We start from the raw sequence: 14,144 nt of genomic DNA, 5'->3' as shown, positions 1-14,144 counted from the left end.
TGACTCATAATTGAATTTTACATGAGTTCTAGATGTTCAGTTTCGCAGCAAGCTTTAGCGGAAACCTCACTCCTCGCCCATCCGCAATGCCGCGATGAACGCCTCCTGCGGAATGCTCACGCTGCCATATTCGCGCATCCGCGCCTTGCCGGCCTTCTGCTTCTCCAGCAGCTTCTTCTTGCGGGTGATATCGCCGCCATAGCATTTCGCCGTCACGTCCTTGCGCAGCGCGGCGATCGTCTCGCGGGCGATGACCTTGCCGCCGATCGCGGCCTGGATCGGGATCTTGAAGAGGTGGCGGGGGATGAGATCCTTGAGGCGCTCGCAGAGCTGGCGACCGCGCGCTTCGGCGGCGCCCCGGTGGACGATCATGGAGAGCGCGTCGACCGGCTCGCCGTTGACCAGGATGTTCATCTTGACGAGGTCGCCCTCTCTGGTCCCGATCTGGTGATAATCGAAGCTGGCATAGCCCCGGCTGATGCTCTTCAGCCGGTCGTAGAAATCGAACACGACCTCGTTCAATGGCAGCTCGTAGGTGAGCTGGGCGCGGCCGGCGACATAGGTGAGGTTCTTCTGGATGCCGCGCCGGTCCTGGCAGAGCTTCAGGATCGGCCCCAGATAGTCGTCGGGCACGTAGATCACCGCCTCGATCCACGGCTCCGCCACGTCCACGATATGATTGGCCTCGGGCCAGTCGGCGGGATTGTGGACCTCCCGGCGCGTCCCGTCGGTCAGCGTCACGTCGTAGACGACGGATGGCGCGGTGGTGATGAGGTCCAGGTCATATTCGCGGGTCAGCCGCTCCTGGATGATCTCGAGGTGGAGGAGTCCCAGAAAGCCGCAGCGGAAGCCGAAGCCGAGCGCGGCGCTGGTCTCCATCTCGTAGGAGAAGCTGGCGTCGTTGAGCCGCAGCTTGGCGATCGATTCGCGCAATTTCTCGAAATCCGCCGCGTCGGCGGGGAAGAGGCCGCAGAAGACGACCGGCTGGACCTCGCGGAAGCCGGGCAGCGCGCTCGCCGCCGGCTTCTTCGCGTCGGTGATCGTGTCGCCCACGGCGGTCTGGCCGATATCCTTGATCTGCGCGGTGATGAAGCCGATCTCGCCCGGGCCGAGCTCCGGCAGGGTCTCGATCTTCGGGCGGAAGACGCCGACCCGGTCCACCAGGTGGGTGGTGCCGGATTGCATGAACTTGATCTGCTGGCCCTTCCTGATCGCGCCGTCGATCACGCGGATGAGGATGACGACGCCGAGATAGGGGTCGTACCATGAGTCGACGAGCATCGCCTTCAGCGGCGCGGCGCGGTCGCCCTTCGGCGGGGGGATGCGCGTGACGATCGCCTCCAGCACCTCGGCGATGCCGATCCCAGTCTTGGCGCTGGTCAGCACCGCGTCGTCGGCGGGGAGGCCGACGATGTCCTCGATCTCCTTGCGGACCTTGTCCACGTCCGCGGCGGGCAGGTCGATCTTGTTGATCACCGGCACGATCTCATGGTCGTGCTCGATCGACTGGTAGACGTTGGCCAGCGTCTGCGCCTCCACGCCCTGCGCCGCGTCCACCACCAGCAGCGCGCCCTCGCACGCCGCGAGGCTGCGCGACACCTCATAGGCGAAGTCCACATGCCCCGGCGTGTCCATCAGATTGAGGACGTAGGATTCCCCGTCCGCGGCCTGGTAGTCCAGCCGGACGGTCTGGGCCTTGATCGTGATCCCCCTTTCCTGCTCGATCTCCATATTATCAAGGACTTGGCTGGTCATCTCGCGCGCGGTCAGCCCGCCCGTCTGCTGGATCAGCCGGTCGGCGAGCGTCGACTTGCCATGGTCGATATGGGCGATGATGCTGAAATTTCTGAGTTTTTCGAGATCGGTCATGAGGCGCTTTTTCTGCGGGTGCGGGCATGGCCGATGGTCATGCGCGGCGGCGCTTAGCAGGGCGGCGCGTCCATGGCAAAGCGGGCGGGCGCCGCGCCTATTGCGGCACGGGGATTGGCGGGCCCGCCTGCTGGGGCTGCTGCTGCACGCGCGGGCCCTGGCCCGGCGGGCGGAAGCTCCAGGTTAGGGACAAGGTCACGCGCTGGGGCGAGGCGGGAGCGAACAGGTCGCGCGACTGGCTGGTGATGCCGGTGGTTGTCGTTTCCCGCCCCTCCGACAGCCGGAGATTGGCGACGGTCAGCACGCCCGACAACCGGTCGGTGAAGGCATGCGACCAGGTGAAGGTGGCGAGAGCGATGGCGGAATTGCGGGTGAAGCCGGTGTCGGCGGGACCGAAATAGCGCAGCGTCAGGTTGACGCGGTCGGCGCCGCGCCTTCCGTCCTGGCCGTCCCGATATTCGAGCTGGCCGGTCCCCGACCAGGTGGCGCTGTGCCGGCTCGGCAGGGGTCCGCCGGCGTCCGGATCGAGGCTCTGGTCCGAGAGGTTGGCGGTGAGCACGTAGCGCAGGCCCGCGACAATCGGCCCGCGCGCCGAGATCTCGGCGCCGGTCAGCGCCTGCGACCCGAAGTTGAACGGCCGAGTCACCAGCACCCCGTCCGGATCGACCTCGCCGCGGAAGGACCAGATGTCCCCGGTCGTCCGCCGGAAGGCGGTGAGCTCGAGATTGTGGCGGACCACAGCGCCACGGAGCCTGATCTCGTAGGAGTCGGTGAGCTGCGGCTGGAGCAGGGGATTGCCCGCTTGGGCGGTGGTCGCGTCGTTGAAGTTCAAGGCGGGGTTGAGCAGCTGAATCGGCGGATAGGTGATCCGGCGCGAATAGCTGGCCGTGCCGGTCAGCCACGGGGCGAGCTGGCGCTCCATGTGCAGGCTCGGGAAGAGCCTCGTGGTCTTGAGGTCGGGCACGCCGGTCGTGCCCCCCAGATCATATTCGCGGCCCTCGACCCGGACGCCGGGCATGACGGTGAAGCCGGCAAGCGCGAACTGGTAGGTGACATAGCCCGCATATTCGAACCAGCTGCCCTCGACCAGGGAGGCGGCGGCGAAGGGCGCGCCGGACGGCAGGGTGCCGGTCGCGGTCTGGGCCAGCCGGTTGCTGGTGGTGACGAGCTGGGCGCCGAGGGAGAGCCGCCGGGCACCGCCGAAGGGCCGTACATAATCGGCCTTCGCCGTCCAGTTCTCGTCGGACAGGGTCTGCCGCTGCTGGAAGCGGGTCTCCGGGCCGCCGGCGGGATCGGTCGAGAACAGCCTGTCGAACGCGCCGCTGAACCGCGCCCATTTCACCGACGCGGTCAGCATCTCGCCCTGCCGGGACGTGGTGCCGCGATAGTCGAGCGCGAGGTCGCGATAGTTGAAGTCCGCGTCGTTGGTCGAGAGCAGGTCGGCGCTGCCGCCGGGGACCGAAGCAGCGGTCAGCACGGAGGGCCGCTCCTGGGTGAAGTCGGTATGGGCGAGGGTGCCGGCGAGGGTGAAGGTCTGGCGGTCGCTCGGCCGGTAGCTGGCCGAGGCGTTGCCGTAATAATAGCGGAACTCGTCGATCTGCCGCCCCTCCTCGGTCGACAGCGGGACCGGGCCGCCCGGCTGCAGCGAGACGCGCTCGCGCTCGAAGCGGGTGCGATTTTCGCCGCTGCCGTGGCCGGCATTGCCGGTGAAGGTCCAGTTGCCGGCGCCATAGGTCGGCGAGACCCTGACGTCATAGCTCCCATAGGAACCGCCGCTGGCCGTCGCCGAGCCGCCGAGGCCGTTCTGCGTGTTGCGCCGGGTGACGATGTTAACGATGCCGCCCGTGCCCTGCGCCGGAAATTGCGCGCCGGGGTTGGTCAGTACCTCGATCCGCTCGATCTGGTTGCCGGTCATGTTGCGCAGGGCCGTCTGGGGATCGGCGACGCGCCGGCCGTCGATCAGCACCGTCGCATTGCCGGCGCCGATCAGCCGGAGCGCGCCGTCCGCCTGCACTTCGACGGAAGGAATCCGCGCGAGGATGTCGGTCGTCGTCGCGCTCCGCGCCTCCGCGGTGTCGCGGACGATATAGGTCTGCCGGTCGATCGAGCTCTGCTGGGTGGGCGCGGTCACCACGATGTCGTCCTGGCCGGGCTGCGGTTCGGGCTCGGCTTCCGCTTGGGCCTCGGGGGGCGGGCTCGGCGCGGGCGCGGGATTGGGCGCGGGCGGCGGACTGGGCGGCGGCGGCGGATTGCCCGCCTGCGCCCATGCAACCGTCGCCGGCACCAGCAGGCCAAGCGTCGCGCTTGCACACAATAGCAGCGCGCGGCTGCTTCCCCACCCCTTGATCACGCTTGCACGACTTTCATGGTTAAGTCCGAGTCGGCTGTATCACCCGCACAACACACTCGCAATTGATTTGCCTTGCGGAATCGAAGCAGACGTCGTGCGGATCGGCGGTCGGCGAGCGTCGATTGCCATGGTCGACATGGGCGATCATGCTGAAATTGCGGATGCGCGAAAGGCCGGTCCTGCCGCAGCGCCGCCAGCAACGCGCGCGGCAAGGCAAAGCCGCGCATCGCAGAACCGTGATCGCGAAGGCCGCCGCGTCGCGGGCGGCGGCCTTCGATCGGGCGCCGCGACCTATTCGGCGGCGGGCGCGGCGGCTTCCGTACAGGTCGCGACCTCGGTTTCCGGCACCGTCGGATCGGACGCGCTGCCTTCCAGCAGCGTCCCTTCATTGCCCCGGTTCCACCAGGCCAAAGTGCGGCCTTCGGCGCGCCCCGTGCCGGACATGTATTTCGCCCCGTCGGCGGCCTGAACCTGCGCCATCTGATATTGCGCGCCGTCGAGCGTGACCTGGGCGGTCGAGGCGGCGGGATCGCTGTTGTCGTAGCGCACCGCCAGCGTCATCGCCGGCTGGCAGGTGTAGGAGACGTCGACCACCACCGTGCCCGGCGGCTGCGCCGCATTGGCAGCGGCGGCGGCTTCGTTGGCGGCGCGTTCGCGGGCGAGATCCTGGCCCATGTCGCCGCAGGCGACCAGGATCAGCGGCACCGCGAGCGCGACGGTCAGCATCCGGCATTTGGTCATCTTCCCTCTCCTTTGTTATGGCTGGTGAACGGGCTCCTGCTGGCTGTGTTCCGGTGTCGGCGGCACGGACGCGGGCTCCGGACCCGGCAGCGGCGGCGCCTCCGGATCCTCGCCGCGCTCGACTACCGCGCACGGGCTTTCGCTGCCGCGCGGTCCCGCCGATCCCCAGCGGCGAAAACTGCGCGTGTCGATATGGAAACGGGTGAAGGCGTAGAAGCCAAGGCCGATATCGTAACGCCGGCCCGATCGCGCGTGCATTGCGCACAGCCGCCGCATCAGATCGCCCCGCGGGATCGACTGGAGCGGCACCAGATCGAGCGCGAAGAAATCGAGATGGGCGCTGCCGCGCGCGCCACGCGCACATTCGTTGAGCGACGGGTTGCGATAGCCGGACACCGCCTCGACCTCGCCGACCGCCGGCTTCACGGCATCCCGGATCGCGCGCAGCGTGTCGGTCATGCCCGGCCACAGGCGGAAGGGCGGCACTTCGAAGGGCGGGCCATTGCATTCCCGCCACATGCTGGCGGTGCGCACCAGCTGCCAGGTCGGGAGCACGCCCCGCACGCCAGCGGCGTCCTGCCATGATTCGAACGACAATATCTCGCCCCGTAGCCCCGGCTCGCTGTCGAGCCACGCATGATAGGCGGCCTCGCTCTGGCCTGCGTCCGGCAGCTCCTGCGCCGCGGCGGGGGCGGCGAGAGCGAGCAGACAAGGAGCAACCAGCCAGCGCATTGCCTCCCCCTATATCCGCAAGACCGGCCGGTTGCACCCCGTCGGCGCATGTCCCGGATCGGGACCGCACGGCGCCTCAATCGCTCGTTAACCATGTCGGTTGAGCGAAGCTTAGCCGAACTTGCGCAATGGCGGTCCGCTAATGGGCCCGGACTGGGCTCGGGAGGGACCCCGATGCAAGCTCAGGATCGCCGCACGGACGGCTTTCTGACCCGCCTGAAGCGCGACACGCGCGGCAACACGCTCGCCATCGTTGGTGCGGCACTGGTGCCGCTGGCCGCGATGATCGGCTCCGGCCTGGACATGAGCCGCGCCTACATGGCCAAGACGCGCCTGCAGAGCGCCTGCGACGCCGCCTCGCTCGCCGCCCGGCGCGTGATGACCGACGACCAGATGACCGACGCGGTCCGCGCCGAAGCCGCCCGCTTCTTCACCTTCAATTTTCCCCAGGGCCTCTACAACAGCGAGGCTTATGAGCTGACCGTCACGCGGCCGCAGGCCGGTTCTGTGGCGATCACCACGAGCACGCGTATTCCGACGACGATCATGTCGATGTTCGGCATCGGTTCGCTGCCGCTCAACGTCAGCTGCGAAGCCTCGCTCAATTTCGTCAACACGGACGTGATGCTGGTGCTCGACGTCACCGGCTCGATGGGCAACAACCTGTCCGGGACGCAAAAGATCGTGTCGCTGCGCGATGCTGTGATGGCGCTCTACGACGAGCTGGCGCCGGTCCAGCAGCAGCTCGAATCGAACGGCCTAAGGCTGCGCTACGGCGTGGTGCCTTATTCCACGACCGTTCATGTCGGCCCAGCCCTTCTCGAGGTCGGTGCCGCCTATTTGAGCGACAGCGTGGCTTATCAGTCCCGTCGCGCGCTCTACGACACACCTCGCTATGTGGCGGGCACGCCGACGGTCACGTCGACGGAATATGAATATTATAACGGCAGCTCAGGCGCTGGCTCGCCCACGCCCACCACGTTCACACGCACATCGAGCCAGTGCAACAGCTGGGGCAATTCGTCGGCGGTCAATGGCGGCGGGCCGGCTCCGACGCCAACCACGCGGACCACCTACAACAACAATGTGGCCAATGACTGGGGCTGGCCCGGCGCACATGCGACAACCACCAGCAACCGCAGCTGCCGCCGCACGCGCACCGTCTCGACGACGGAGTACACGACGCGCTTCGCCTTCACACGGTGGTATTATGAGGAAGGCGTCGAATTCGACACGAGCACCTTCAAGTCGCAAAGCGCGGTGAGAGTGCTCGCCAACACCGGAGGTACGGTCGAAACGGCCGGTCGTTACACCATCCAGCAGCTGGAAGGCTTGGTCGAGCATGTCACCACGACCCCGAGCACGACCGCGCCAACCTACACCACGATGACATGGAACGGCTGCATCGAGGAGCGTGCCACCGTCTCGTCGATCAACAGTTCGAGCGGCTTCAACCTTCCCGAGGCCGCCTACGATCTCAACATCAATCTCATCCCGAACGACGCCAACACGCGCTGGCGCCCGCAATGGCCGGCGATCGTCTATTCCCGCACGACCGGAACCACCGAGACGACGAGCGGCTCCTCGATGTCGAGCGCGCCCTGTCCCGCTCAGGTAGAGCGCTTGCAGGCGTGGAATCGCACGGAGATGCAGAACTATATCGACAGCCTTCTCCCGGTCGGCAACACCTATCATGACATCGGCATGATCTGGGGGGCGCGGCTGATCTCCAACACTGGACCGTTCGGCGACAGCCCCGATACGTTCAACGGCATGCCGGTCAATCGGCATATCATCTTCATGACCGACGGACAGATGGAGCCGAGCGCCAGCGTTTATTCGGCCTACGGGATCGAGAATCTCGACCAAAGGATCACCGGCACCACCGGCACCGGCAACCTCACCAACAATCATCTCCAGCGCTTCCGGATGATCTGCAACGCGGCGAAGGGGATGAACGTATCGGTCTGGGTGATCGCCTTCGGCACTTCGCTCAGCAACGACATGCGCAACTGTGCGAGCAACGCCAGCCAGGCCTCAACCTCCGGTAACCGAGACCAGCTCATCGCCCGCTTCCGCCAGATCGGTAACCAGATCGGCGCCTTGAGGCTGACGCAATGAAGAGGGCCACGCTCCTGCGCCTGGGCGGGGACGCGCGCGGCGTCACCATCGTCGAGTTCGCGGCGGTACTGCCCGTGCTGTGCATCCTTCTGATGGGCCTGTTCGACATGGGCTATCGCTCTTACGCGCAATCGGTCGTCCAGGGCGCGCTGCACGAAGCGGCGCGCATGGCCACGGTCGGCGGCTTCACCAACGAAGAGATCGACGCCCGCGTCCGCCAGCGCCTCAGCGCCTTCATGCACAGCGCCGAGCTGGAAACTCGCACGCAGAGCTATTTCGATTTCATCGGCGTACGCCAACCCGAGCGTATCGTGCAGGACACCGCGCCGCTAGGCCAATACAATCCCGGCGACTGCTACGAGGACGCCAACGGCAACGGCCAATACGATCTCGATCGCGGGCGCGACGGTACCGGCAATGCCGAAGATGTCGTGCGCTATGAAGTCACGCTCAGCTATCCGCGCATGTTCCCGGTCGGCAAATTGCTCGGCTGGACCGACGACGTGACGATCGTCTCCAACACGATGCTGCGCAACCAGCCCTTCGCGGCGCGGCCGACCGGGGTGGTGGTTCGATGCTGATCGCCGCGCCCCGCGCCATGCGCCGTGCCGCGCGGCGACTGATTCGCCTGCGCGTCTGCACCAGCGGTCTCGCGCTCACCGAATTCGCTTTCTCGCTGCCGATCCTGCTGGGGCTCGGCCTGCTCGGCCTGGAATCGGCCAATTTCGCGATGGCCCATCTGCGCGTCAGCAATATCGCGATGATGACCGCCGACAATGCCGCGCGTGTGCGCGAGAGCATCGACGAGGCGGACGTCATCGAATTGCTACTCGGCGCAAAGATGAGTGGATCGGGGATTCAATTCGGCCAGAACGGGCGGATCATCCTGTCGAGCCTCGAGATCAATCCGGGCGGCACGGGGCAGTGGATCCGCTGGCAAAGGTGCGACGGGCTGCGGAGCACCGCGTCGCGCTACGGCGGCGAAGGGACCGGGCAAAACAATGCCTCCCTTCAAAGCGTCGGACCACCGACCAACCCGATCGCCGCCCAACCCGGCACTGCGGTGATGATGGTGGAGGTCGTCTACAATTATCAGCCGATCATTCCCAATTCGTTCCTGGAAGGTCGCCAGATCCGTTACGAAAGCGCCTTCAACGTGCGCCAGCGCAATGACCAGGCGATGAAGAATGTCGGCAACATTCCCGCCGGACAGCGCCGTACCTGCAATCTTTTCCAAGCCTGACCGGCCAATTCATTTATCGCACGCGAGGGGGTGCAAAGCGCCGCGAGCCGGCTTATACTGTCTTGTATGAGCAATACACCAATATCCATCGACTTGCCGCACCAGCTCGGCGCCGAGGAGGCGCGGCGGCGGATCGACAGCCGCATCGGCAGCCTCAAGGACCACATCCCGGCCGCCGCGGATGTTCGCGCGGCCTGGTCCGGCGACCGGTTGGGCCTGACCGTCGCGGCGCTCGGCCAGGAGGTCAATGCCTCGCTCGACGTGCACGAGACGTTCGTGCGTGTCGAAGTGCTGTTGCCACCGGCGCTGGGCTTCTTTCGCGGCGTCGTCGAAACCGGCCTGCGCCGGGGCGGCGGCGCGCTGCTCGAGGATCGGACGCGGCGGGACGGCTGATCCGGCCGCGCTTCCCCCTTGCCTCGCGCCCGGCCCACGCTAGCATCGCCGCCACAAGGCACAGCGCGCGAGCGGGAGAGACGATGCGTCATGTCGCGATAATCGGATCGGGCCCGGCCGGCTATTACAGCGCCGAAGCCCTGCAGAAGCAGTTCGGCGACGAGGCGCGCGTCGATATCATCGATCGGATGCCGGTCCCCTATGGCCTGATCCGCTTCGGCGTCGCACCGGACCATCAATCGATCAAGGGCGTCTACAAGCGCTATGAGAAGGTCGCGCTCAGCGACACGGTTCGCTTCGTCGGCAACGTACTGGTCGGCCGCGACGTGACGATCCCGGATCTGCTCGGTCTTTACGACGCCGTCATCCTCGCCACCGGCGCGCCCAACGACCGGCCGCTGGAACTGCCGGGGGGGGAGCTGCCCGGCGTGATCGGCTCGGCGGCCTTCGTCGGCTGGTATAACGGTCATCCCGAATTCGCCGATCTCGATCCGCCGCTCGACGTCGGTGCCGCCGCGGTGATCGGCAACGGCAATGTCGCGCTCGATGTCGCCCGCATCCTCGCCAAGACGCCCGCCGAATTCGCCGGATCGGACATCGTCGCCCACGCCTTCGCGGCGCTCGGCAATGCGGCGATCCGCGACATATATGTGCTCGGCCGGCGCGGGCCGCACCAGATCGCGATGACGCCCAAGGAGCTGGGCGAGCTCGGCCATCTCGAGGATGCGGCACCCAAGGTGGACCTCGTCGATTTCCCGCCCGAACTGGACGACGCCCTGCTCGAGCCGGGCCAGCGCAAGTCGGTCACGCATCTGCGCGACTTCGCCAGCCTGCCCGGCGGCAAGGCGAAGACGGTCCATTTCGATTTCTTCGCCATGCCGGTCGCCGTCGAGGGCGACGGCCGCGTCGAGCGCGTCATCGTCGAGAAGACCCGCCTCGACGAGCGCGGGGGAGCGGTCGGCACCGGCGAAACCTATGCAATTCCCTGCGGCATGGTGGTGACCTGCATCGGCTATCGCACCCCGCCGATCGAAGGCGTGCCCTATGAGCCGGACCGAGGCCGCTTCGCCAACAGCGAGGGCGTGATCGGCGGCGGGCTCTATTGCGTCGGCTGGGCACGGCGCGGGCCGACCGGGACGATCGGGACGAACCGCCCCGACGGCTATGAAGTGGCGGAGAAGATCGCCGCCGACCTCGCCGCGCGCGGCGGCGGCAAGGAGGGCCGTCCGGGCCTCGATCGTCTACTCGATTCGCGCGGCGTCGATGTCGTCACATTCCGCGACTGGCTGAAGATCGAGGAGGCCGAAGCGGGTCGGGCACGCGAAGGCAGCCCGCGCGAGAAGTTCATCGCCATTGCCGATATGTTGGGCGCGCTCGGGCGATGAGGCCTTTCAAGCGCACGACGAAGCGGATAGCGTTCGGTTGCATCCGCCGGAGGGGAGTGGAATGAGCGGCCACGTCTTCGTCAGCCATGGATCGGAGGACAGCCAGGACGCCGAATCGCTGGCCGGCTTCATCGAAGCGAAGGGCGTGCGTGCCTGGATCGCGCCGCGCGACGTGCGGCCCGGACAGGATTATTCCGAACAGCTCCAGGAGGCGATCGAAAGCTGCGCCGCCTTCGTCGTGCTGATTACCGACAAGGCCAACAAATCGCCTTATGTGCGCGCCGAGACCGAAATGGCGTTCAGCACCGGCAAGCCGATCTTCCCGCTCCGTACCTCCGACATTCAGCCCGCGCCCGGCCTCGCCTTCTTCCTCAAGATCCGCCACTGGACCGACGCCTTCGGCCCCGGCCGCGACGCGAGCCTGGCGCGTCTGGCGCGCGAGCTTCAGGCGGTGACCGGCGCGCCGGTCGATCCGCCGGTCACCGCGCCGCCGGTTACCGCGCCACCCGTCGCGGCGTCCCCGCCCGCGCCGCCGTCCCCGCAACATCATGTGCCGCCCGCGCCGGCGGCAGACGAATCGCTGCTGCTGGCGGCGATCGGCCCCAATTCGGCTTATTATCTGGAGCGCTGGCGCCAGATGGACGAGCGCGGCGCATCGGCGAGCTGGAACTGGCCAGCCTGCCTCGTCAACCTGTTCTGGTTCGCCTATCGCAAGATGTGGGCGCCGATGATCGGCCTCCTCTTCGTTTTCCTGGTGCTGAGCGCGATCGGCGCGGCCAGCCCGGCCGCCGGCAACATCACATTCCTGATCACGATCGGCATTTCCTTCGTCACCGGCGCCTATGGCAACCTGCTCTATCGCAAGCAGACGCATCGCCTGATCGCCGAGACCGCCGCGCTGGCTGGCCCGGCGCGAGCCGAGGCGCTGCAGGCACGCGGCGGCACCTCCCGGGTCGCGCTTTACATTCTCCTGGGTATCGCCGGATTGCTGGTGCTGCTCGCGGCCATCGGCGCGGCGAACCAGGCGCAGCGCGAACAGACCGGCGGAGTCGGTGCCGACAGCGGCGCCCAGCCGGCCTATGTCCCGCCGGACGGACAGGCCGCGCCGGCCGGCGAGAAGCCGCCGTTGACCGACCAGGAAATGCGCGAGACGCAGGGCCATTATTGAGGGACGCGCTTTTGCCAGGCGCGACCCGGCAAGGCCGCTTGAACTCCCGCGAAGCCGCCCCTATAGACGCCCGGCCCCGCCGGCCCTTCCAAAGGGTCGCGCGTTTCGGTCGGGGAGTAGCTCAGCCTGGTAGAGCACTGTCTTCGGGAGGCAGGGGCCGGAGGTTCGAATCCTCTCTCCCCGACCATTTTCATATTCGCATGGGGCACACGGCCCCGTTCCGGCTTACACCCAGCCGTCGATGCCGAGGCACGCCCGAATCGGGCTTAACTTGCTGATTTCCTTGAAGAGGATGGTGGAGCCGAGGGGAATCGAACCCCTGACCTCTGCAGTGCGATTGCAGCGCTCTCCCAGCTGAGCTACGGCCCCATCAGTCGTGGGCGCTCCAGATAGCGGCGGTCGTTCCCCGTTGCAATGGCGCTCTTGCCGCAAAATTCGCGCCTTTGACAGCGATGCGAAGCCGGGCGAAACCGGGGCGAGGGAGAAGCATATGTCGAACCGCGCCTGGCACCTGATGTCGCGCCCCCAGGGGCTGCCGACGATGGACGATTTCGCATTGAAGGCGCTTGCGCAAGAGCCCCTGCCCGAGGGCTGGGTGCGGGTCCGCAACGACTGGCTGTCGGTCGATCCCTATATGCGCGGGCGGATGAACGACGTGAAAAGCTACGTCCCGCCCTTCGCGCTGGACGAGCCCATGCAGGGCGGCGCGGTCGGCACCGTGATCGAGAGCCGTTCGCCCCATTTCAAGGAAGGCGAGACGGTTTTCCACATGCTCGGCTGGCGCGAGCAGGCGGCTGCGCCGGCGGAGACGTTCAACAAGGTGCCGCCGCTGGGCGTCGCGCCACAGCAATGGCTCGGCAATCTCGGCCTCACCGGCGGCACCGCCTATTTCGGACTGCTGCGCGCGGGCCAGGCGCAGGACGGCGACATCGTCTTCGTCTCGGCCGCCGCCGGCGCGGTCGGATCGGCGGTGGTGCAGATCGCCAAGGCCAAAGGCATGACCGTGATCGGTTCCGCCGGCGGGGCGGACAAATGCGCCTGGGTCAAGCAGCTCGGGGCGGACGCCGTGGTCGACTACAAGGCCGGGCCGCTGCTGCCCCAGCTCCAGGAGGCCGCGCCGAAGGGCATCGACGTCTATTTCGACAATGTCGGCGGGGAGCATCTCGACGCCGCCCTCGCCGTCGCCCGGCAGAATGCCCGCTTCGCGATCTGCGGGATGATCGACGACTATAACAGCGGCTCGACCCACGCCTTGCGCTACATCATGCGGATCATCGGCGCGCGGATCATGCTGAAGGGCTTCATTTACACCGACTATCTCGGCGAGATGGGCGAATTCTATCGCGACATGGGCGGCTGGATCGCCGGCGGGCAGGTGACTTCGCGCGAGACGGTGCATGACGGGATCGAAGCCGCGCCCCAGGCCTTTCTCGACCTGTTCAGCGGCGGCAATACCGGCAAGATGCTCGTGCGGCTCTAGGGTCCGTACCCAATAGCCGCAACGCCCTTCATCCGCACAGCGCGGGGCAGAGGATTTCGGGGCGTGGAAGTTGACGAACCTGACGCCCCGTCGGGGGTGAGCCCCCCTCCCGCAAGAATGTTCATGGCAGAAGAAACGGGAAGGGCGAGGCAGGGAAATATAGGTCAAGCGCGCTCCGAGTCGCAGCGACCCTGACAGAGCATTTCCTACATTGGAAGCGGGTGGCGGACGGTCCGCTTTCGACCCGTTGCGGACGATCAATCAGGCAGGCACTATTCACGCTATGCAGCTTCCACGTATCGCCCTGCTCCTTGCCGTTGGGGCACTCTGCTCGGCCTGCGAACGCCGAACCAATAGTTTCCAAGTGAACTTCGAGGGGGCAGTTCCCAATTCGGCCGTTCTCGACATCTGCGGGTCCGAGACACCCTTACAGCTCGTAGATTCCAGCTTTCAAGCACGTCGCCAGATCGATTGTGAGGGTTCGGGCGAGATACGGGTTCAGTATCAAGATGAAGGAAGACAGATCGTCACCTGTCACATCGGATACGTGACACCAGGTGCCCAGCAGCGGTTCGAGTTCAAACTTGACGACCGATCCTGTCGTTAGAACACGAATGTCCGCTTTCCACCCATAACGGTCATTCAAACCGAGATATCGCCAA

11 protein-coding genes and 2 tRNA genes are annotated in these 14,144 nt (G+C 66.5%); 8 read left to right on the top strand and 5 right to left on the bottom strand.

Translation table 11 applies throughout. The features are described from left to right. Window positions 1–66: 66 nt before the first annotated feature. From lepA to KF780_05055, 4 genes are all read right to left on the bottom strand, one after another. On the bottom strand, window positions 67–1,869 hold the full coding sequence (gene lepA, locus KF780_05070) for a translation elongation factor 4 (protein ID MBX3561165.1): 1,803 nt from the start codon (window positions 1,867–1,869) through the stop codon (window positions 67–69). A gap of 97 nt (window positions 1,870–1,966) precedes the next feature. Further along, on the bottom strand, window positions 1,967–4,219 hold the full coding sequence (locus tag KF780_05065) for a TonB-dependent receptor (GenBank protein ID MBX3561164.1): 2,253 nt from the start codon (window positions 4,217–4,219) through the stop codon (window positions 1,967–1,969). A gap of 291 nt (window positions 4,220–4,510) precedes the next feature. Next, window positions 4,511–4,960, bottom strand: coding sequence for an MliC family protein (locus KF780_05060; GenBank protein MBX3561163.1), 450 nt, complete (start codon window positions 4,958–4,960; stop codon window positions 4,511–4,513). Window positions 4,961–4,975: 15 nt separating this feature from the next. Beyond that, window positions 4,976–5,692 carry a hypothetical protein gene (locus KF780_05055; GenBank protein ID MBX3561162.1) on the bottom strand — a complete coding sequence of 239 codons (717 nt, stop codon included), beginning with the start codon at window positions 5,690–5,692 and terminating at the stop codon, window positions 4,976–4,978. A gap of 174 nt (window positions 5,693–5,866) precedes the next feature. Between KF780_05055 and KF780_05050 the strand changes: the two genes are divergently transcribed. The 7 genes from KF780_05050 to KF780_05020 all read left to right on the top strand — a co-directional run bounded on the left by KF780_05050 (window position 5,867) and on the right by KF780_05020 (window position 12,189). Continuing rightward, window positions 5,867–7,813 carry a TadE/TadG family protein gene (locus KF780_05050; protein MBX3561161.1) on the top strand — a complete coding sequence of 649 codons (1,947 nt, stop codon included), beginning with the start codon at window positions 5,867–5,869 and terminating at the stop codon, window positions 7,811–7,813. Next, on the top strand, window positions 7,810–8,394 hold the full coding sequence (locus tag KF780_05045) for a pilus assembly protein (protein ID MBX3561160.1): 585 nt from the start codon (window positions 7,810–7,812) through the stop codon (window positions 8,392–8,394). The genes KF780_05050 and KF780_05045 overlap by 4 nt, the downstream gene beginning before the upstream one ends. 17 nt (window positions 8,395–8,411) lie before the next feature. Beyond that, on the top strand, window positions 8,412–9,056 hold the full coding sequence (locus tag KF780_05040) for a pilus assembly protein (protein ID MBX3561159.1): 645 nt from the start codon (window positions 8,412–8,414) through the stop codon (window positions 9,054–9,056). A gap of 66 nt (window positions 9,057–9,122) precedes the next feature. Beyond that, a complete protein-coding gene (locus KF780_05035; protein ID MBX3561158.1) occupies window positions 9,123–9,449 on the top strand; it encodes a polyhydroxyalkanoic acid system family protein in 327 nt (108 codons plus the stop codon). Between the two features lie 83 nt (window positions 9,450–9,532). After that, window positions 9,533–10,834 carry an FAD-dependent oxidoreductase gene (locus KF780_05030; GenBank protein MBX3561157.1) on the top strand — a complete coding sequence of 434 codons (1,302 nt, stop codon included), beginning with the start codon at window positions 9,533–9,535 and terminating at the stop codon, window positions 10,832–10,834. A 61-nt stretch (window positions 10,835–10,895) separates the two neighbouring features. Next, on the top strand, window positions 10,896–12,002 hold the full coding sequence (locus KF780_05025) for a TIR domain-containing protein (protein ID MBX3561156.1): 1,107 nt from the start codon (window positions 10,896–10,898) through the stop codon (window positions 12,000–12,002). A gap of 110 nt (window positions 12,003–12,112) precedes the next feature. Continuing rightward, window positions 12,113–12,189: transfer RNA gene (locus tag KF780_05020), tRNA-Pro, on the top strand. A 106-nt stretch (window positions 12,190–12,295) separates the two neighbouring features. Here KF780_05020 and KF780_05015 read toward each other — a convergent pair. Beyond that, window positions 12,296–12,371 (bottom strand) — tRNA-Ala (locus tag KF780_05015). 121 nt (window positions 12,372–12,492) lie between these two features. On the opposite strand from KF780_05015, the gene KF780_05010 reads away from it, so the two are divergent. Continuing rightward, window positions 12,493–13,482, top strand: coding sequence for an NADP-dependent oxidoreductase (locus KF780_05010; protein ID MBX3561155.1), 990 nt, complete (start codon window positions 12,493–12,495; stop codon window positions 13,480–13,482). The last annotated feature ends 662 nt before the right edge of the window (window positions 13,483–14,144 follow it).

This window comes from Sphingomonas sp., from assembly GCA_019635535.1.
GTDB lineage: Bacteria > Pseudomonadota > Alphaproteobacteria > Sphingomonadales > Sphingomonadaceae > Allosphingosinicella.
This window is presented reverse-complemented; position numbering and strand designations above follow the sequence as displayed.